At 44.5% G+C, this 21,025-nt stretch carries 17 protein-coding genes; 12 read left to right on the top strand and 5 right to left on the bottom strand.

Annotation, left to right across the window (positions count from 1 at the left end):
* Positions 1–38: 38 nt before the first annotated feature.
* Entirely contained in the window at positions 39–2,624 is a 2,586-nt protein-coding gene (gene clpB / locus QUE24_RS05695) for an ATP-dependent chaperone ClpB (RefSeq protein ID WP_286305650.1), read from the top strand.
* A 59-nt stretch (positions 2,625–2,683) separates the two neighbouring features.
* Here clpB and cynS read toward each other — a convergent pair whose 3' ends face one another.
* The 4 genes from cynS to QUE24_RS05675 all read right to left on the bottom strand — a co-directional run bounded on the left by cynS (position 2,684) and on the right by QUE24_RS05675 (position 7,163).
* On the bottom strand, positions 2,684–3,124 hold the full coding sequence (gene cynS / locus QUE24_RS05690; protein ID WP_286305649.1) for a cyanase: 441 nt from the start codon (positions 3,122–3,124) through the stop codon (positions 2,684–2,686).
* A gap of 49 nt (positions 3,125–3,173) precedes the next feature.
* Positions 3,174–4,016: a formate/nitrite transporter family protein gene (locus tag QUE24_RS05685; protein WP_286305648.1), complete on the bottom strand. Its 843-nt coding sequence runs from the start codon at positions 4,014–4,016 to the stop codon at positions 3,174–3,176.
* 175 nt (positions 4,017–4,191) lie between these two features.
* Entirely contained in the window at positions 4,192–6,297 is a 2,106-nt protein-coding gene (locus QUE24_RS05680; protein WP_286305647.1) for a putative bifunctional diguanylate cyclase/phosphodiesterase, read from the bottom strand.
* A gap of 35 nt (positions 6,298–6,332) precedes the next feature.
* On the bottom strand, positions 6,333–7,163 hold the full coding sequence (locus QUE24_RS05675; protein ID WP_286305646.1) for an SDR family NAD(P)-dependent oxidoreductase: 831 nt from the start codon (positions 7,161–7,163) through the stop codon (positions 6,333–6,335).
* A gap of 114 nt (positions 7,164–7,277) precedes the next feature.
* On the opposite strand from QUE24_RS05675, the gene QUE24_RS05670 reads away from it, so the two are divergent.
* The gene (locus QUE24_RS05670) at positions 7,278–8,111 is read left to right on the top strand and encodes a CheR family methyltransferase (protein WP_286305645.1); all 834 of its coding nucleotides are present in this window, start codon (positions 7,278–7,280) and stop codon (positions 8,109–8,111) included.
* Here the strand turns inward: QUE24_RS05670 and QUE24_RS05665 are convergent.
* Positions 8,108–8,785: a DUF4126 domain-containing protein gene (locus QUE24_RS05665; RefSeq protein ID WP_286305644.1), complete on the bottom strand. Its 678-nt coding sequence runs from the start codon at positions 8,783–8,785 to the stop codon at positions 8,108–8,110. The two genes, QUE24_RS05670 and QUE24_RS05665, sit on opposite strands and share 4 nt — an antisense overlap.
* Positions 8,786–8,842: 57 nt before the next feature.
* Here QUE24_RS05665 and QUE24_RS05660 point away from each other — a divergent pair, with 57 nt between their 5' ends.
* From QUE24_RS05660 to QUE24_RS05615, 10 genes are all read left to right on the top strand, one after another.
* Positions 8,843–9,601: a Nif3-like dinuclear metal center hexameric protein gene (locus QUE24_RS05660; RefSeq protein ID WP_286305643.1), complete on the top strand. Its 759-nt coding sequence runs from the start codon at positions 8,843–8,845 to the stop codon at positions 9,599–9,601.
* Between the two features lie 6 nt (positions 9,602–9,607).
* Positions 9,608–10,966, top strand: coding sequence for a YihY/virulence factor BrkB family protein (locus QUE24_RS05655; RefSeq protein ID WP_286305642.1), 1,359 nt, complete (start codon positions 9,608–9,610; stop codon positions 10,964–10,966).
* Positions 10,963–12,192, top strand: a complete 1,230-nt coding sequence (coaBC, locus tag QUE24_RS05650) for a bifunctional phosphopantothenoylcysteine decarboxylase/phosphopantothenate--cysteine ligase CoaBC (protein ID WP_286305641.1) — start codon at positions 10,963–10,965, stop codon at positions 12,190–12,192. The genes QUE24_RS05655 and coaBC overlap by 4 nt, the downstream gene beginning before the upstream one ends.
* Positions 12,164–12,619: a dUTP diphosphatase gene (dut, locus tag QUE24_RS05645; protein WP_286305640.1), complete on the top strand. Its 456-nt coding sequence runs from the start codon at positions 12,164–12,166 to the stop codon at positions 12,617–12,619. Before coaBC ends, dut begins: the two co-directional genes overlap by 29 nt.
* A gap of 21 nt (positions 12,620–12,640) precedes the next feature.
* Positions 12,641–12,979: a hypothetical protein gene (locus QUE24_RS05640; protein WP_286305639.1), complete on the top strand. Its 339-nt coding sequence runs from the start codon at positions 12,641–12,643 to the stop codon at positions 12,977–12,979.
* A 68-nt stretch (positions 12,980–13,047) separates the two neighbouring features.
* Complete coding sequence (locus QUE24_RS05635) at positions 13,048–15,474, top strand: phosphomannomutase/phosphoglucomutase (protein ID WP_286305638.1); 2,427 nt, start codon at positions 13,048–13,050, stop codon at positions 15,472–15,474.
* Between the two features lie 20 nt (positions 15,475–15,494).
* Positions 15,495–16,394, top strand: coding sequence for an acetylglutamate kinase (argB, locus tag QUE24_RS05630; protein ID WP_286305637.1), 900 nt, complete (start codon positions 15,495–15,497; stop codon positions 16,392–16,394).
* A complete protein-coding gene (gene slmA / locus QUE24_RS05625) occupies positions 16,391–17,008 on the top strand; it encodes a nucleoid occlusion factor SlmA (RefSeq protein ID WP_286305636.1) in 618 nt (205 codons plus the stop codon). Before argB ends, slmA begins: the two co-directional genes overlap by 4 nt.
* Positions 17,005–17,445, top strand: coding sequence for a hypothetical protein (locus QUE24_RS05620; RefSeq protein WP_286305635.1), 441 nt, complete (start codon positions 17,005–17,007; stop codon positions 17,443–17,445). The genes slmA and QUE24_RS05620 overlap by 4 nt, the downstream gene beginning before the upstream one ends.
* 219 nt (positions 17,446–17,664) lie before the next feature.
* On the top strand, positions 17,665–21,003 hold the full coding sequence (locus QUE24_RS05615) for a retention module-containing protein (RefSeq protein ID WP_286305634.1): 3,339 nt from the start codon (positions 17,665–17,667) through the stop codon (positions 21,001–21,003).
* Positions 21,004–21,025 lie beyond the last annotated feature (22 nt).

The raw sequence follows: 21,025 nt of genomic DNA, 5'->3' as shown, positions 1-21,025 counted from the left end.
TTCTGTATTAACTTACTTTTTTAGGGGAAATACCTCTTATGCAAATCGATAAATTAACCAGTAAATTTCATGAAGCACTCGCTGCGGCCCAAAGTATGGCTGTCGGGCAAGATCATCAGTTCATTGAACCTGTACATTTAATGTTGGCCTTGTTGCAACAACAAAATGGCAGTGTCAAACCGATTTTGGCCCAGAGTGGTGTCAATGTAGCCGCTTATCAAGCGGAGTTAGAACAGCAGTTATCACGACTGGCCCAAGTGGAAGGTGGCAATGGTGATATCCATGTTTCACAAGACTTAAGCCGGTTATTAAATCAAACCGATAAGCTGGCACAAAAACGTCAGGATCAGTACATTTCCAGTGAACTGTTTGTATTGGCATTGGCAGAAGATAAAAACCAACATGGCGATCTATTACGTCAGCATGGTGGTAACAAAACGGCGATTAATAACGCCATCGATAAGATTCGTGGAGGGGAACGCGTGACTGATCCAAATGCAGAAGAACAACGGCAGGCCTTGGAGAAATACACCATTGATCTGACTGCAAGAGCAGAAGCAGGCAAATTAGATCCGGTGATTGGTCGTGATGATGAAATTCGTCGTACTGTTCAAGTCTTACAGCGCCGTACTAAAAATAACCCCGTTCTTATCGGTGAACCTGGTGTCGGTAAAACCGCGATTGTGGAAGGATTAGCACAACGTATCGTCAATGGTGAAGTGCCTGATGGTATGAAAAATAAACGGGTTTTAGCGCTGGATATGGGGTCTTTGATTGCCGGTGCTAAATTCCGTGGTGAGTTTGAAGAACGCCTGAAAGCTGTTTTGAATGATCTATCGAAACAAGAAGGTCAGATTATTCTGTTTATTGATGAAATCCATACCATGGTAGGGGCCGGTAAAGCGGAAGGCGCGATGGATGCCGGTAATATGCTCAAGCCCGCACTGGCGCGTGGTGAACTTCACTGCATCGGTGCCACCACCTTAAATGAATATCGTCAGTATGTGGAAAAAGATGCGGCTTTAGAGCGTCGCTTCCAAAAAGTGCTCGTTGGTGAGCCTACTGTCGAAGCGACCATCGCCATCTTACGTGGGCTGACAGAACGCTATGAGGTCCATCATGGTGTCGATATTACGGATCCGGCGATTGTGGCTGCGGCGACCTTGTCCAACCGTTACATTACAGACAGAAAGTTACCAGATAAAGCGATTGACCTTATTGATGAAGCCGCCAGTCGCATTCGTATGGAAATCGATTCCAAGCCAGAGGTGTTAGATCGCCTGGAGCGTCGTTTGATTCAATTAAAAATTGAACGCATGGCACTGAAAAAACAAAGTGATGATGCCTCCAAAAAACGTCTGGAAACGCTTGAGACCGAGATGAAAAAACTGGCCAGAGAATATACTGATCTGGAAGAAGTCTGGAAGTCTGAGAAAGCATCACTTCACGGTAGTCAGCACGTAAAAGAAGAGCTGGAAAAAGCGCGTCTTGAACTTGATGCAGCTAATCGTAATGCTGATTATGAAAAAATGGCGAAACTACAATACGGACGTATTCCTGAGTTGGAAAAACAGCTGAAACTGGCGACAGAAGCTGAGATGCAGGAGTTCACTCTGCTACGTAACAAAGTGGGTGAAGAGGAAATCGCTGAAGTTGTGTCCAAATGGACGGGCATTCCCATTTCTAAAATGCTGGAAGGTGAACGTGACAAACTACTGAAAATGGACGACGCCTTACATGAAACCGTGATTGGTCAGGATGAAGCGGTTACCTCAGTGGCCAATGCGATTCGTCGTAGTCGAGCAGGCTTATCTGATCCGCAACGACCCAATGGCTCGTTCCTGTTTTTAGGGCCTACAGGTGTGGGTAAAACAGAATTATGTAAATCACTAGCTAACTTCCTGTTTGATACACAGGACGCGATGATTCGAATTGATATGTCTGAGTTTATGGAAAAACATTCCGTCGCTCGTCTGGTCGGTGCGCCGCCTGGTTATGTTGGGTATGAGGAAGGTGGCTATTTGACGGAAGCGGTCAGACGTAAACCTTATTCTGTCATTTTGTTAGATGAGGTGGAAAAAGCCCATCCGGATGTCTTTAACATCCTGCTTCAGGTGTTGGACGATGGCCGTTTGACTGATGGACAGGGGCGTACAGTGGATTTCCGTAATACCGTTATTGTGATGACCTCTAATTTAGGCTCAAGCGTGATTCAGGAAATGGCCGGTGAAGAAAATTATGACGCCATGAAGGCGGCGGTCATGGAGATTGTGGCACAACATTTCCGTCCGGAGTTTATCAACCGGGTTGATGATGTGGTGGTATTCCATCCATTACAACAGGCGCAAATCCGTGCGATTGCTGAGATTCAGTTATCTCATCTGCGTGCAAGACTGGCCGAGCGTGAGATGAAGCTGATGTTATCTGATGAGGCATTGGATTTGATTGCTTCAGAAGGCTTTGACCCTGTCTATGGTGCAAGACCACTGAAACGTGTGATTCAACAGGAGATTGAAAACCCTCTGGCGCAGGACTTATTGTCAGGTAAGTTCTCAGCGGGTGATACCGTCAATATCGATGTTGAAGCGGACAAGCTGGTGTTCAAAGAGCTGAAGCTTCACTAAAACATGAGAAAAAAGAAGGGAGAAAACCGAGGTTTATCTCCCTTCACCAAGGGGGCAACTTACCAGGCTTTATAAGGTAAAAATTTGCCATTCATTGTCACAACAACACGATCCCCCTTGGGGTCGTGTTCCCGCTCTACCGACATATTAAAATCAATGGCACTCATAATGCCATCGCCAAACTTTTCTTGAATGACTTCTTTCAAAGTGGGGCCATATACGCCAACAATTTCATAGAGGCGATAAATCAACGGATCTTTAGGCACGCTCTCATCCCAACTTTTGATCGGGTAAGCCTCAAGTGCTGTTTTGACTTCGGCTGGTAGTTCTAAAAGTTCACATAAAGCATGTGCTTTTTCGGCTGGCATGCTATTCATGCCCATGCAAGCTGAAGTGGTCCACACAGTGGACATACCGATGGTGTTGGCAATCGTTTCCCACTGAAGCTGTTTACTTTCTTTAGCCACCATGATGGCTTGAGTCATATCCAGTTTGTTCATCTTATTTCTCGCATTATTAAGTGATATCGACAGATTAACGAATGCAATATTAGCTAACGGTGACTTTATTAGCCGGCTCGATAACACGGCTACGAGTAGGTCCCGGTTTAAGGTGAGTGGCGTAAAGCACCATGCCGGTTAACAATAAACCGCCTACTAAATTACCTAAAATAACGGGGATTTCATTCCAGATTAACCAGTCAGCAATAGTAATAGGTGCACCCATCATCATTCCCAGCGGGAATAAATACATATTGACGACAGCATGCTCAAATACCAGACCAAAGAAGATAAGAATCGGCATCCACATGGCGATGACCTTACCAACCACGTCTTTTGACAGCATGGCACCGACCACACCGACAGACACCATCCAGTTACATAAAATGCCTTTGACAAATACGGTAAACCAACCTGCTGCACCGTGTTCGGCAAAGCCAAGCGTTCTCGCTTCAGCCGCTCTAGCAATCGCTTGTCCGACTGCTCCGGGCTCAGTTGTGAAGGCGAAGGTCCAGGCAATGCCAATCAACACCGCTGTAGTTAATGCCCCCAGTAAATTACCCAGAGCGACTAGCCCCCAGTTTTTAAGTAAACCATTGAATGTCGCACCTGGGCGTTTATCAAATAAAGCTAATGGCACAAGTGCAAACACACCGGTCAATAAATCAAACCCTAATAAATTCAGAATACAAAACCCGACGGGGAAGATTAAAGCACCGACTATTGGAATACCGGTTTGTACAGCGGCCGTCACAGCCAGAGCGACGGCGATGGCTAAAATGGCACCAGCCATAAATGAACGAATCAACACATCTCGGGTGGCCATGAATAATTTTGACTCACCAGCATCCACCATTGTTTTTACAAACTCACCAGGGCTTATATAAGACATAGCATTTATTTCTCCACAGAACTAAAAAAGTAAGGTGGATTTAAATTGGCATTTATTATGCCAGTTTAATAATACTTTATTTATCAGTGTGATAGGGATGTTTTGGTCTTGGGCAGTGCTGGTTTTTTGCACCATATTGAATATTTTGTCCCTGCATGGTGCAGGGCAGTAAGATTTAATCTGACTCGGGTAATAAATCTTGTTGGGGCTTGCCAATATAAAAGCCTTGAGCAAAGTCGACCCCGTATCTTTGTAGAATGTGGAGTATGGCTTCATTCTCGACATATTCGGCAATGGTCTGGCGACCAAGCCCTTTTGCTACATCAATTAATGCTTTAACAAAGAGCTGATCGTCTTTATTGATATCCAGATTTTGTATAAAAATACCATCGATTTTAATGATGTCTATGGGCAATTCCCGCATGTAATTGAATGAAGCGAAACCAACGCCAAAGTCATCCAGTGAAAAACGGCATCCCAGCGCTTTGATGGCGGTCATCATTAATTTCGCTTGATACAGGTTTGAAACCGCCACCGTTTCGGTAACTTCAAAAATTAAGGCGGTAGGGTCCACATCAAAGCGTTTAATTAATTTTTTTAGATAGGGCAATAAGACGGGAGTATCCACAACGGCACCAGACAGATTGATAGCAAACTCTACTTTAGAACCTTGTTTTTGTAGTTCGCCTAATTTTTTTATGCTGTGATGTAAAACATAATGGTCGATGCTTTGAATGAGTCCGACTTCTTCAGCAATTTCGATAAATTTGCCGGGTAAAGTGATTTCTTGGGTGGCGGGATCACGCATTCTGACCAGGACTTCATAATGCTGAATGTTATTATTATTCAGATTGAGTATGGGCTGGAAATAGAGAACGAAGAGATGATTTTCCAAGGCTTCTTCGATTTTTTGTTTCCAATAAACCCGTTTTTGTAGCTGTTCACGACTTTGATCATCCAATGAAAAAACATGATAGCGACCTTTGCCGTTAGCTTTCGCTCGATACATGGCCAAATCTGCAAAGCCTATGAGTTCATTGGTCGTGGCATCTTGTAGGGGATAGTTGACGATACCAATACTGGCCGAGATGGTATGACGCACAGACGCATAATTCAGATGAATGGTTGATAGCTCAGCCAGTATCTTTTTCGACAGAGTGATGGCGCCAGCTTCATCACTTTCCGGCATGATAATCGCAAATTCATCACCACTTAGCCTGGCAACAAAATCAGTAAAACGTGTGATTCTATTGAGGGTTTTTGCGACAAGCTTTAAGGCTTCATCACCAGCTCGATGGCCACTGGTATCGTTGATATCTTTAAAGCGATCTAAATCTAGTAGCAAAAGCGTATTATTATGTTGATAACGAATGGCTGTTTGCAATGACTTTTCGAATTCTTCAGTAAACTTTCTTCTATTACATAAATCCGTTAATGGATCATGTTCTGCCATCCAGACGATACGCTTCTCAGCTGCTCGGGTTTGTGTATTATCAAGACCCACAGAGAGAATCAGTGTTGTTTCATTATTTCTTTCTACACGTGAATGAAACCAAGAGATTTGTTTTAAATGTCCTGCTTTATCAACAAGTTCAGCTTCTTGCTGCGCAATCTGGATGTTACCAAGTAGCAGCTCTTTCAGAATATGATCGGTTTCGGACCAGTGACCAGGAGGGAAAAAACGTGCGACATCCGAACCTTCCACTTCGTCACGACTAAAACCGGTCAATTGCTCACCATAGTGGTTGAATAACTGAATGATGTGTTGATCGTCTGAAGTCATCACAATCATCTGAGCGGTATCAACAAGTTGTGTGATGAAATCGCGTTCACTCTTTAAGGCTTGATGGGCCCTAAATACCGCTTTATTACGCTGACTAACCTTGCTTTCCAGTGCTTCAAGCATACTAGCTAAATCACACAGCGCTTGTTTCAGCTTCACGATGGCCGGGTCTGACTGGACTTCATCGATTTTTTCACATTGCTCGCGGGCCTCAATGTATTTTTTGCTGGCAACCAGTGGGATGGAGAGAGTCAGTTGACCTATCTCATCGATGCCTGACTGCAGAGGGCGAATAATGTAGCGAGAAAACAATAGAGTTAGACATAAATAAGAGAGAACACTCAGTGCTCCTGCAATCCAGGTGATAGATGAAAATGTCGGAAAAAAATAACGTATTAAGAAGAAAGTACCAAGGGCTATGACAGCGGATAAAACACTGCTTACCATAATCCAGTTTTGAGTCATGGAGACTGAATTGGAGTGTCTGGTACTTCTCATGATGACAGCTCGTTCATGATACGCATCCTTTCAAGCTAGCTATCGGAGACCTTACGGCACATCCAGTCTAGTACACCTGTTGGCAGTAGTCTCTTACTATATGCAAAAAGATAAGTAGGAAAAGTGACGTAGTAACGTCTTTTAGGCTTTTTAGCTTCTAAGGCATGAATACATTTTTTTACAACAGCATCTGCAGGCAGCGTAAAAGGGGCGGCTGGGCCTTTTTTCTTGAGTCTGGCTTCCATCGCTTCATAAGTTTGGCGATGAGCGCTGTGAGTTTTATTAATATGCTGCATATACTTTGCGTAGGCGTTGTCGCGAAAACGACTGCTGATTGGGCCTGGCTCAATCAGACTGACATGGATGTCAGAGCCATGGAGTTCGATTCGTAAGGTATCAGCCAAACCTTCTATGGCGTATTTACTGGCGTTATAGGCGCCCCGGTAAGCTAAGGCGATTAATCCCAAGACCGAACTGTTATAAATAATGCGTCCATAGCCTTGTTGGCGCATATGAGCGATAGCCAGATTGGTTAGCTGTTGTGTACCAAATACATTCGTTTCAAACTGTTCTGTCAGTGCGGTGCGTGATAAGTCTTCAACGGCACCTGGTTGTCCAAAAGCAGCATTATTAAACAGCCCGTCCAGTTGATGAGAAAGATAGTTTAATGCTTGTTGAAAACCTGCGCTCACACTGTTTTCATCCGCTAAATCCATAATGATGGTATGGATACCTTGCTCCTCAAGCGCTGCTTTGTCGCTGTCCTGACGTACCGTGGCCACGACTTTATAGCCACGCTGATGTAATGTGATGGCGGCACATAAACCAATGCCGCTGGAGCAGCCTGTGATGAGACATGTTTTCATTTGATTACTTCATCTTTACGAAATGATTTATCACTTTATCGGATGTTAGGGTAAATGTTTAAGTCTGTTGTCCGATATGCTATATATTCCCTTAACACTTAACCTTGAGACACTATGCAGACGCAAGAAATAACGGATATTGATTACCAGCGCTTTAAGCGTTTCTTAGAAGATGCCTGCGGTATTCTTCTCGGGGATGGCAAACAATATCTCATTGTCAGCAGACTGACGCGTCTGTTGCGCGATGAAAAGATGACAAGCTTGTCAGAGTTGATTAGTGCGGTTGAGCGAGGTCAGCCCCATCATCTGCGTGATGCGGTTATTGATGCCATGACAACCAATGAGACGTCTTGGTTTCGAGATGTTCAGCCTTTTGAGACCCTCGGTCAGGTGATTTTCCCCGAATTAGAGAAGGTGCGAGGAACGTCGCTTAGAATATGGTCGGCCGCATGCTCATCTGGGCAGGAACCCTATACCATCAGCATGATGTTAAGTGAATACTGCCGAAAAGTATCGTCAAGTAGACTGGCAACAAGTCAAATCATCGCCACGGATATTTCCAGTTCAATGTTAGTGCAGGCAAAAAAAGCAGAATATGAGGATGTGGCCGTTGGTCGCGGCTTATCTGATCAACGGCGCCAACAGTTTTTCACCAAACAGGGAGAGCGCTGGCGTATTATTGATGAAGTCAAGCAGCGAGTGAGTTTTAGGCCTCAGAACTTGTTGCAAAGCTTTGGCACCTTAGGCAAGTTCGATATTATTTTTTGTCGAAATGTACTGATTTACTTCTCGGCCGATCGCAAAAAAGACATTCTGCAGCGAATGGCGCAATCACTGAACAAAGGTGGGTATCTCTTCCTTGGCGCGTCAGAAACAATTAGTGGTTACACCGATGCCTTTGATCTCGTTCGTACGCCACATAGCACCGTTTATCGCAAAAAAGATTAGTTTGGATCGTGCTCGATTTTTTTGACTGGTGTGTCTTCAGTATTTGTTGTTGATTCACCCAAACTGCTTTCTGGCGTTTTTGTCAGGCCAAGCCAACGACCAACCTTACTGAATATGGCTTTGAGCAAGCGCCATAGTCTTGGCAGTAACCAAATCATCAAAGCAACAAACACAACAAGCATTATCAGAAACAGTACTGGATGGTGAAGCGCTGTCCATAAACCAGCAATCACTAATAAATCTTCGCTGATAGAGGCGCCCCAATTTGTCACAGGTTCGGGAGAGGTATTAATCAATAAACGACCTCCTGCCTTGGTGGCATGACTGCCAGCCGCTAAGGTGCCTCCCAATAACGCGGCGCTTAATTCAGCAGCTGCACTGACATCACCTACGGCGCCTGCGGCTAGTATCGCCCCAGCAGGAATTCGGATAAAGGTGTGCATCGTATCCCAGCCAGAATCGACACCAGGAATTTTGTCAGCAAAGAATTCTACGCAGTACATAAAGCCAGCGGCAGCCATCACCATCGGATCAGTTAGAATCTGAAGTTCATCAGGTAAGACAATATTTCCGGTGATTCCCATGTAACCAAGCATAAAAATAGTGGCATAGAGATTGATCCCGCTTGCCCATGCAGCACCCATACTGAGTGCAATAATGTTGACTGCTTCCATTGATGGCTCTCCATTTTGTTATAGTGATGACTTACTTAGCCACAGGGATTTAAGTCGATGATAACCCGAACTGAATTTCTCGCCTACATCAATACACTTTTAGAGCCTGAGCGTTTTAACGATTATTGCCCGAATGGTCTCCAGGTTGAAGGTCGTGAGGATATCTCAACGCTGGTGACCGGTGTTACGGCTTCAGAAGCCTTGCTGAAGGAAGCAGTAGATCGAAATGCCGATGCTGTCATCGTCCATCATGGCTATTTCTGGCGTGGAGAAGATGCCCGAATAATCGGTATGAAGCAGCGCAGATTAAAATTATTGCTGGAAAATGAAGTTAATTTAATCGCCTATCATTTGCCTTTGGATGCTCATCCAAACTTAGGTAACAATGCCCAGCTTGCTGCATTGTTAGGCATCGAAGTTGATGGGCGAATTTCAGGTATGGGAGATCCAGCAATAGGTTTATGTGGGAGTCTACCCGAGCCTGTATCTCTAGCTGCGTTCACGAGTCATGTTCGACAACAACTCAAACGAGATCCGCTGGTAATACAAGGGCATGAACGCCAAATTAATACGGTTGGTTGGTGTACTGGTGCCGCTCAGGGGTATTTAGCGCAGGCGGCTGAACTGGGGTTAGATCTTTATATCAGTGGTGAAATCTCTGAGCCAACTGTGCATATGGCACGTGAATTAGGTATTAACTACATGGCGGCGGGGCATCATGCCACGGAGCGCTATGGGGTGAAAGCATTGGGTGAACGGCTGGCGGAACAGTTTGGAATCACTCATCATTTTATTGATATCGATAATCCGGTTTAGGTTCTTATGTTTAATTCCATTCTAAATTTTTATGAAAAACAGCGCCTTCGCATTGAACGTTTTTTTGAAATAACCTTGTGGCAAGACATTGCTGAAGATGCTTCGCCATTATGGCGTTTATGGGTTAATGCCATTCGTGTCACATATATCATGATTCGTGAACTGGCGACCGGTGAGTTGAATTTACGTGCCATGAGTCTGGTGTTTACCACCATTCTTTCTCTGGTCCCCTTAATTGCTGTCGCGTTTTCTGTTTTGAAAGCGTTTGGTGTTCATAACCAAATGGAACCGATGTTATTGAGTTTGTTGGAGCCACTGGGTGAGCGTGGTCCCGAAATAACGGAAAATATTATTGGTTTTGTGCAGAACGTCAAAGTTGGCGTTTTAGGTTCAATTGGTGTGGCGATGTTGTTCTACACCATTATCGCGCTGGTCCAGAAAATTGAGAATGCGTTCAATTTTGTCTGGCGTGTAAAGCGATCGCGATCATTCGCACGACGTTTTACGGATTATCTGAGTGTGGTGATGATTGGCCCAGTGTTGATTTTTTCAGCATTGGGACTGGTGGCAACTGTTGTAAACCATGAGTTTGTTCAACAATTAAGCAGTATCGAGCCTTTTGGCACATTGCTGGTGATAGGCACCAAGCTATTGCCTTACCTGATGATTATCACGGCATTTACGTTCTTATACACCTTTATACCGAACACAAAAGTGAAATTCAGTCCGGCATTGATTGGTGCTTCAGTGGCGGGTGCTTTATGGATTGGGGTCGGCACCGTATTTGCCAAATTTGTGGCTTCTTCATCCAACTACACGGCGATTTATTCCAGCTTTGCTATTTTGTTTTTCTTTATGATCTGGTTATATCTCGCGTGGTTCATCCTATTAACAGGATCTCAGGTAGCCTTTTATCTTCAGCATCCTAAGTTGGTTAAACTAGCAGGTAAACCGTTGATATTAAGTCCTCGACTACGGGAACGAGAAGGACTTTGGCTGATGACAGTGATTGCGAGACGATTTTGTCAAAATCAACCTCCGCTAACGATTCAACACTTGGAAGAGCAAACCGGACTGACGAATAATGCTGTTCAGGATTTACTCACCAGTCTTGAAAAAGGCGGGTTTCTTATTGAAATTGCTGGTGATGAAACACGTTATGTGCCCTCGCGTGATGTGGCAACAATCAAGGTAGCAGCATTATTGAACTGTTTACGCACTGCCGAAGAGAACAGTGCCTATCATGTCAAAGGTATGATGGATAAAGATGTGAACAAATTACTTAAAGATATTGGTGATGCTCAAGCCGAGGTCTTAGGTGATTTAACACTGCGTGAACTTGCGATGAGGAAAGATGGCGAATGAGCAATGTTTCATCCCTAAAAAACAAACAAATTGTTGTCGCCGTTACAGGAAGTATTGCTGCTTATAAAGCCGCAGATTTAATTCGTCGCTTGAAAGAGTTTGGTGCTGAAGTGCGTGTCGTCATGACACATGGCGCGGCCGAATTTATTACACCACTGACATTGCAGACATTGAGTGGGCATCCTGTAGCGATGACCTTGTTGGACGCTGATGAAGAGTCCGCAATGGGACATATTGCCTTAGCTCGTTGGGCAGATTGGATAGTGATTGCCCCGGCAACCGCTGACTGCCTGTCGAGGCTGGTTGCCGGTCGTGCTGACGACTTACTGAGTGCTGTTTGCCTGGCAACTGAAGCGCCAATTGCTGTCGCCCCGGCCATGAATAATAAAATGTGGTCCAACACTGCCACACAGAGCAATCTCAGCTTGCTGCGGCATCGCGGCATTCATGTGATTGGTCCTGCTAGTGGCGACCAGGCTTGCGGCGAACAGGGAGAAGGTAGATTGCTCGAGCCTTTGGCTATTATTGAGGAATTAAGTCGGTTGATGGTGCCAGGCCAGTTAATAGACAAACACGTCATGATTACAGCTGGCCCGACCTACGAACCGATAGATCCTGTTAGATTTATTGGTAACAGAAGTTCGGGGAAAATGGGCTTTGCTTTAGCTCAGGCGGCCAGAGAATCAGGTGCAAACGTGACGCTGATTAGCGGCCCGGTCAGTCTGACAACGCCCACAGGCGTGAAACGGATTGATGTGGAAACGACGGAACAAATGGCAAATGCAGTTGATGCCAGCTTGGAATCATGTGATATTTTCATTAGCTGTGCCGCAGTGGCTGATTACCGACCTAAACTGTTTGAGCAAGAAAAAATCAAAAAAACAGAAAAACAGCCGTTACAAATAGAACTCCAGCCAACAAAAGATATTGTGTCGGCTGTAACGACAAGCCACAATAGGCCATCATTTGTTGTTGGCTTTGCTGCAGAAACACAAAACCTGGTGGAATATGCACAGTCGAAATTAGAACGAAAAAAGCTCGATATGATCGCAGCGAATTGGGTTGGACAAAAACAGGGGTTTGCTGTCGATGACAATGCTTTGCATGTGATATGGAATGATGGTGAACAAACATTGCCACTGATGCCTAAAACTCAGTTGGCGCGAGAACTGATGACATTAATAATAAAAAGATTCTATGCAAAAAATTCAATTAAAAATTCTTGACCCTCGCCTTGGCGACACGATTGCACTGCCCGATTATGCAACATCAGGTTCGGCCGGTTTAGATCTGCGTGCTTGTCTTGATGAGTCTGTCACTCTTGCTCCAGGCGAAACAGTGTTAATTCCCACAGGCCTGGCTATTCATATTGATGATGCCAGTCTGGCGGCTGTGTTATTGCCACGTTCCGGGCTAGGTCATAAACACGGTATTGTTTTAGGCAATCTGGTTGGACTGATTGATAGTGACTATCAGGGGCAAGTCTTTGTTTCCTGCTGGAATCGCGGTAGCGATAGTTTTGAAATCAGCGTGGGAGAACGGATTGCACAAATGGTATTTGTGCCTGTCGTGCAGGTAGGATTTGAGCAAGTTGATGAATTCAGTTCATCGGAGCGCGGAACGGGTGGGTTTGGCCATACCGGTCGTCAGTAAAAGTAAGCAAAGGGGATGGGCATGGCGATGAAGGATAAGCTCGCGATAGCGCTGGGAAGCAGGCTCGTTAGTAGTATGTTGTTATTGTCCGTGCTCGTATTGCTATGCATTGCCGTCCTGTTCGCTGATAAAAAGGCCAATACAGCACAAGAAAGTAGTGAGCGCCAACATAACCAACAGATTATCGATGCGGTTGTTGCGAGTTATCAGCAACAAATTACAGCTTGGCAGCAACAAACGCTGAGGCTGGCTGAGTTAGACGAAACCAAGCAATTGGCAAAAACTAAGAATATCTTCGAAATTGACGACTGGAAGACAGTAGCGAACACTTTTTTCCAACAGCCAAGGCCGTATGTTTAATCACACAAGAGTATGATTCGCCTACACGTGAAGCTTGCCTGTCAATTACCTATGCTTCCTTAAAAAGCTTGCGGCAACTGAATACAGAAGCGCAGGCTGATGTCGCTATGATCATGCAGGATGGCCAGGCAGATCATATTTTATTGGCGGCGAAAGTACCTCTTGATGATGAGCAACAGTATGCGGCGGTGGCAGTTGCGCTTGAGCCTGTCGATATCCAAATGATTAATCCAGGATTGCTTCCAGGTGCGTATGTTGAAATTACTCAGGGCGATATGTCACTGGGCATTCTGACAACGCTCGGCAACAGTCAATATAAACATGCCGATCCTGTTGTTAGTCAGCCAATATCCAATTCATACTGGCAAGTGAAACTCTGGGCCGCACCGCTTGCAACTAGTGCATCGCTATGGATGATATTTCTACCTGTGATGCTATTAATTGCACTGATATGGTGGGTGCGAGAATGGTGGCAGAAAAAATTATTACGATCAGATGCCGATACGCTGGAAGAGCAGCTTCATGATCTACAAGACGTCAAACTCAAACCAAAATACCCACTGATTTTCCAGGAGTTTTATGGCGTTCGAGAGTTTATTCAACAATTGGCGATTCCAGAAAAGAAACGTCCCGTCCCCGTGGATGAACCAAACAGCGTTTTTGTCATAGATGATGAGGCAACTGAAGCAGACTTAAGTGCTGAAACAGAGACGTCGTTAATTACTGATAATGAGCCTAGCAATCATGACGTTATTGATTATGACCAACCATACGAGAACAAAGATGCTGAGATGACATCCCCTCAGCAAATAGATGATGAGATGGTGACTGATGAATTCAAATCTAATCGTCTTGATGAAACCGTTGACAACCGTTCTGATGTTCTTGAGCTCGAATTAAATGATGAAGAAGAAAAGACGGACAAGAATGATTCTTCTATCTTTATTGAACCCGACTCTTCAGACGGAAAAGAAACGTCACCTGAGCCAACTATTAATTTTGAATTAGAAGTCGATGAGAGCCCCGAGGAAGCAAAAGAAAGCTTCCATGAAGATACTCAGCAAAGTCAGTTAACACCAGAAAAGAAACTGGAGTTGAATCCACCGTCAGCACAGAATATGCCTGATGAAGGCATATTCAGAGCGTATGACATTAGAGGTATTGTGGGTGAGCAGTTAACTGTTCCCGTGATGACATTGATTGGTCGCGCTGTGGGCAGTCAAATGTTGGCGCAAGGCGTGTCCGAGTTAGTTGTTGGTCATGATGGACGTTTAAGCAGTCAACCTTTAGCTAAAGCATTCATGCGCGGTGTTACCAATACAGGTTGTCATGTGGTTGATCTTGGGCAGGTGCCCACACCTGTGGTCTATTTCGCATGTGAGCATTTAAATACGCATTCTGGCGCGATGATCACAGGCAGTCACAATCCTGCTAATTACAATGGAATAAAACTCGTTATCGCCGGAAAAACGCTTGAAGGTGATGAAGTTCACGCCTTATACCGCCGTATTAAAACGGGTGCATTTGAAATAGGACGAGGCAACATCAGTGCAACGGATGTGACAGATGCCTATATTCAAAGAATAAAAACTGAGGTAAAACCCGAGCGCAAAATCAAAGTGGTAGTGGACTGTGGCAATGGTGTTGCAGGTAAAGTATTACCTAAAGTGCTCAAAGAAATAGGCTGCCATGTCATTGAGTTATTCTGTGAAGTTGATGGCCGGTTCCCTAATCATCACCCTAATCCAGGCGAACCAGAAAACTTAAAATCACTCATCTCTGAAGTGAAATCTACAGGAGCAGAGCTGGGTATTGCCGTGGATGGAGATGGTGATCGCCTTGGTGTGGTCGATACGCAAGGCAATATAATCTGGCCGGATCAACTTATGATCTTGTTTTCAAGGGATGTTCTGGAAAAGTCGCCAGGGGCTACGATACTCTATGATGTAAAAAGTACGAGTTTGCTTGAGGGCGTGATACGCTTTGCGGGTGGTGAGCCAATGATGGTGCCATCTGGACATTCTGTTATCAAAAATAAAATGCGACAGTATAATGCCGCGTTGGCTGCTGAAATGAGCGGACATTTCTTCTTTAATGACCGCTGGTATGGATTTGATGATGCGACATATGCCGCAGCAAGGTTAATCGAGTTATTAGCCGCCGATCCGATGTCACGAACACCTACCCAGTTGTTCTCTGAAATTAGTCAACGTGTATCAACACCTGAAATTATGGTGAACATGCCTTACCCAGAAGCCAAACGGTTTATGACGACGCTCATAAGCAATTTCAATGCAGATGGTGGTGACGTTTCGACGGTTGATGGTATTCGTGTGGATTATGCTGATGGCTGGGGATTAGTGCGTATTTCAAATACATTGCCTGCGTTGACATTACGTTTTGAAGCCACAAATGATGTTGAGTTAGAAAGAATCAAACAGTTGTTTGTGGAGCAAATGCAGCAAGTGAAACCCACTCTGGCATTAAAACTATAATTTAATTAAGACTAATAAGAATGAGTTTAAACACACAACGTGCTACCCATATCGCTCAGGTATTAACTGAAGCTTTGCCTTACATTCAGCGGTTTTCTGGCAAAACACTGGTCATCAAATATGGTGGTAATGCCATGGTCGATGAAGCCCTAAAAAACAGTTTTGCCAGAGATGTGGTGTTACTCAAAGCAGTAGGGATTAATCCGGTCATTGTTCATGGTGGAGGCCCGCAAATCGGTGAGTTACTACAGCGGGTTGGTAAGCAAAGTGAATTTGTGAATGGTATGCGCGTTACTGACCGTGAAACCATGGATATCGTAGAAATGGTGTTGGGCGGTCAAGTTAACAAAAGTATAGTTAACTTAATTAATAATCACGGTGGTAGAGCTGTGGGCTTAACAGGTAAGGATGGCAGTTTAATTTTTGCTGAGAAACTGCAGATAACCGGGTCGCCTGATATCAAACCATCAGAATTAATCGATTTAGGTCATGTCGGTAAAGTCGCGAGCATTGATACCAGCGTGATTGATATGCTGATACACAGTGATTTCATTCCCGTCATCGCGCCAGTTGGTGTTGGTAAAGATGGTGAGTCATACAACATCAATGCTGATTTGGTGGCAGGAAAGATTGCAGAAGTTCTTCAAGCTGAGAAGTTAATTCTACTCACTAACACTGCCGGACTATTAGATGCTGATGGTGAATTATTAACTGGATTAAATGCTAAGCAAGTCAATGAGTTAATTGACGAAGGGGTCATATATGGTGGTATGCTCCCCAAAATAGGCTGTGCACTAGACGCTGTTCAGTCGGGTGTGACGACTGCACATATCATTGATGGGCGTGTTCAGCATGCTGTTTTACTAGAAATGTTTACTGATGAAGGGGTAGGGACTTTGATTCGTGGAGGTGGTCGATGAGCGAGGCTGTGCAAACGAGTAGAGCTGAAACAAAACGTTCACGACGTCAGGATATTCTGGAAGCGCTTGCATCAGAACTAGAACAGCGTCCCGGACAACGTATCACAACCGCTAAGCTCGCTGCGAGTTTAGGCGTGTCTGAAGCGGCTCTTTATAGACATTTTCCAAGTAAAGCCAGGATGTTTGAAGGTTTAATTGGTTTCGCTGAAGACACGGTGTTTGGCTTGATTCAACGTATTTTGCAAGACGAACAAAATGCGTTGCACCGTATTGAGAAAATCATGACGCTTCTGCTTGGGTTTTCAACCAAAAATCCGGGGATCACCAGTGTATTAATGGGCGCAGCTTTAACCGGGGAAACAGAACGATTAAGACAGCGAGTGAGTCAATTTTTTGACCGTTTAGAAACGCAGTTTAGGCAGATCCTTAGAGAGCGCGAGTTGACGTTGACTCAGGCCGGAGGAAGGCCTGTAAATGAAACGGCTAATTTACTACTTGCTGTGGTGGAAGGTCAGATGCAGCAATATGTGAGAAGTAGTTACCGGCAATCACCGCTTATTGGTTGGGATCAAAAATGGCAGTTATTGGCAAAAATGCTTGAGGTTTATGCATGATAAATGTGTGTCTGGTTGGTTCTGATATAAAGAAAGAACTCGCTCTGTTGCAGAGCCAGCATAACATTACGACCAATGCATTATATGACTCTTCCTTTGAAATACTTCTGGAAGCGATCGCAAAATCTAAGCCTGATGTGCTAGTCATTTCAGACCGGACTGACGAACTTTCAGCTGATGAGCTCTGCTTCTATGTTAATTTGCGTTCACCGCATACAAAAACGATTATTATTACCGATAAACCTGCAACTTACGAACAATTAAAGCTGTCTGCTTTTACATGTCGAGGATTTGTAGCTTACGAACAACGGCATGCTATTGTTAGAGCTGTGCGTGTTGTGCATGATGGGGAAGCCTGGATTCCTAGAAAGTTAGTGACGGATGTACTTGATCACCTAGCTAAAGAAGAAAAACGGCAAAATCTCATCAAGAGCTGATAGCTCATTCCTCCCTTAGTTGAAATTAATGGTACTGATATTGCTTTCAAAAGCAGGAATTCGCCATCAAGAATTTGAAAAATGTGAACAGTTTCACATTTAACGGCGGGTGTAGTACCAAAGTACAGTAGATCAAATAAGGCTCTCAGGGCAATATTACGACATGATGAATAAGTTACGCGTGCTGGCTATTCCAGTACAGCGATCAGGGGAATAAATATGGCTACAGAAATTGGTGTTGTAAAAGCGCTCATTGGCGCTGTAACAGCCACCTCCACGGATGGTTCTGTAAGAACACTACAAGTGGGTGATGTGGTCTATGCCAATGATTTGATTTCAACAGGGGCAGAAGGTGCCATTGAAATCGAGTTTGCAGACGGCAGTGTCATGGATCTGGGCCGAAGCTCTCAAGCATTGCTGGATAGTGAAGTATTTGATCCAGTCAATATTGACGTTGCTGATAATGAAGAGTCTGTTAGTGACGATGTTGATGCTATCCAACAGGCTATTTTAGAAGGGCAAGATCCTACACAAGCTGCTGAAGAAACTGCTGCTGGCGCGGGTAATGCGGCGGGAAATGAAGGCCATGATGCGGTCTTTGTCGACTATTTAGAGCCGGAAAGAATACCCGAGGCAGGATTTGATACCGTTGGCGTCAGCAATACTTATGACTTTCCTGAGGCAGATCTGCTGTTTATTGATGATAATGATCCTGAACAGTCTGATGTACCGCCAATTGAGCCGCCACCGCCTCCTCCGCCACCAGGTGATATTGTTATCCAGGCGCCATCCAGTTTGGTTTCTGAAGGCGGACTAGTGAACGGAATATCAGGTGGTTCGGCAACATCGACACAAACGATTAGCTTGGAACTCGGTGGAAATGATTTAAGCTCTATTTCCTTGTCCACCACAGGTGATACCACTGATTTATTAACACTTGATGGTTCAGCGATAGACACCGTTTGGGATAGTTCTACAGGGACATTGATAGGTTACATCAGTGGAACAGATTCTAGTGACTCAGCTAACCAGGTTTTTACAGTATCACTCAGTAATATTTCAAATTCGCAAGCATCCTACACCGTTGAGCTTCTCCAACCGTTACGTGATGTCGATGGTGTTGTTGAAAACATAAATGTAAACGTTAACGTAACTGATGACCTCGGTGGCACATCGTCAGCTAGTTTCAACGTTACAGTGCAAGATGATGCGCCTGTCGCAAATCCGGAACAACGTGCAACAACGCTAGGACAATCAGTTGATACAAATCTACTATTGATCCTTGACACGTCTAACAGCATGAATGGATCTGCTGAGTTTCAGGGCATGACGAAACTGGAAGTAATGATTAAATCCAGCTTGAACTTAATCGAGCAGTACGAAGCCCTTGGTGATGTCATGGTGAACTTAGTGACATTTAACAATAATGCTGAGAATCCAACCAGCCTCTGGGTTGACACTGCCACAGCAAAAGACATCATCAACTCACTTTCTGCAACTGGTGAAACAAATTATGATGATGCTATTCGAGAGGCGATAGATGCCTTTAATGATACAGGCAAATTAGACGGTGCACGGAATATTGCTTACTTCATGTCTGATGGCGCACCAAATGAAAGTAATCAAACCGATGCTGATGGCAATTTTATTGGTGTGGGCATTGATAGCAGTGAGCAACAGGCCTGGGAACAGTTTTTAATTGATAATGGCATCACTTCATACGCCCTAGGTATGGGGGCAGATGCTGTATCTGAGGAATTAGCGCCGATAGCTTATGACGGTGTCAATAGTTCAGAAATCCCGGTCATTACAGTGACGGATTTTTCTCAGCTTAGTGACACTTTAACAAGTACTGTCACAGGCAATAGTGTCTCTGGCGATCTACTCGACGGCGGACTCCCATCAAGTGCAGGAGCCGATGGCGGTTGGATTAGTCAGATTACGATCGATGGTGTTGACTATACTTACAATCAATTCACGAATACAGCCTCTGTCGGTAGCGCTGTCGCCAGTTTTGATGTGACAACACACGTATGGACGATTACAACCGCTAATGGAAGTGTTTTAACGGTTGATATGGATAATGGTGAATACACCTATACAGTAGGGGATTCTGCAAGTGGTACCTTCACTGAAGAAATAACCTACGCGGTCACTGATGGCGATGGTGATAGTGCTAGTAACTCATTTACTATCGATGTCGATGTGGATTTATCTACGTTAGTCGTCAGTGATGACGTCGTTATTACTAATCAAAGCTCCGTTGATATACCTGATTGGGCTTTATTTGCTAATGATAGTGGTGCTGATGGTGAAACATACTCCCTAAATGGAGTTAGTGCTCCATCGGACTCCGATAGTGCTTCAGTCAATGGTAATAGTGTGACCTTCAATGATGCCAATAGTAATGGCGGCAGTTTCAGCTATCAGAATCAGGCAGGCAGTCAACAAGATTCTGCCAATGTCTCTGTTACACAGGTGAATGGAAGTCTGTTGGAAGGCACATTCCGAGATGAAATTCTAATTGGTAGCAACGACGTTGATTTTATCTATGGCGGCGCTGGTAATGATGTTCTGATAGGCGGTACAGGCGGTACATATAATTCAGGTGAAAGAGAAGTCATTGCCAGGGTAAGTCCAGGACAAACTGGTACGGGCAATGATAATCAGTTTTCTTTCACTTTGACTGCATTAGCCGCTGCTGCATTATATGTCACGGAGGTACGTATCTCCTTAGCCGAATATAATGCCTTTTTTGATCAGGTAGGAACCGATAGCTATACCTTCACCCTCGGTGATGGTTCAACTATATCAAGTGATGACATTCAGATGGTTACAGGTGGCGATACTGATGAGCTAGTCATCACGTTTGAACCTGGTACTTTCACGAATGGAGAGACTCTCACCTTCGGTATTGATACTGATGGCCGGGGGATGACGAGAGGTGAAGATTTTGGATCACGAGAAGTGCCTTTTAAGGTCTCTTTCAGTGATGGAACCAGTCTCGATGGGTCTTATGAGTCGGACTCTGTAAATGGTGGAAGCACAGCAACAGTCAATGACTCACCAATAGTGACGGAAACCCTGGATGGTGGTTCAGGAGACGATATTCTCGTCGGTGGTGATGGTGAGCATATTCTACTTGGTGGTGAAGGGGATGATACGCTTGTCGGCGGTGGCGGCAATGATATCCTTACTGGTGGTGAAGGCGCAGACTTGTTTATCTGGAACTCAGGTGATCAAGGCTCAGCTGCCAGCCCTGCTGCTGATATTGTCACTGATTTTAATGGCAGTGAAGGTGATGTATTGGATCTTTCTGATATTCTGCAGGGAGAAGAAAGTAATGATATTACCGATTATATCTCAGTCGCTGAACAAGGTAGCGATGTTGTACTTTCGCTAACCCCAGAAGGCGATGGTGGTGATATGACACAAACAATCACCTTACAAAATACCAGTATTGATCAACTGGTTGGTAGTGATGCATCTGGTATGTCAAATGCAGATATTATCAACTCTTTGATTACTAGTGGTCAGATACAAGTAGATCAAAGTTAAGTCAGTATATGAGAAAAGTAAA

Origin of the sequence: Methylophaga marina, from assembly GCF_030296755.1 — a bacterium.
Lineage (GTDB): Bacteria > Pseudomonadota > Gammaproteobacteria > Nitrosococcales > Methylophagaceae > Methylophaga > Methylophaga marina.
This window is presented reverse-complemented; position numbering and strand designations above follow the sequence as displayed.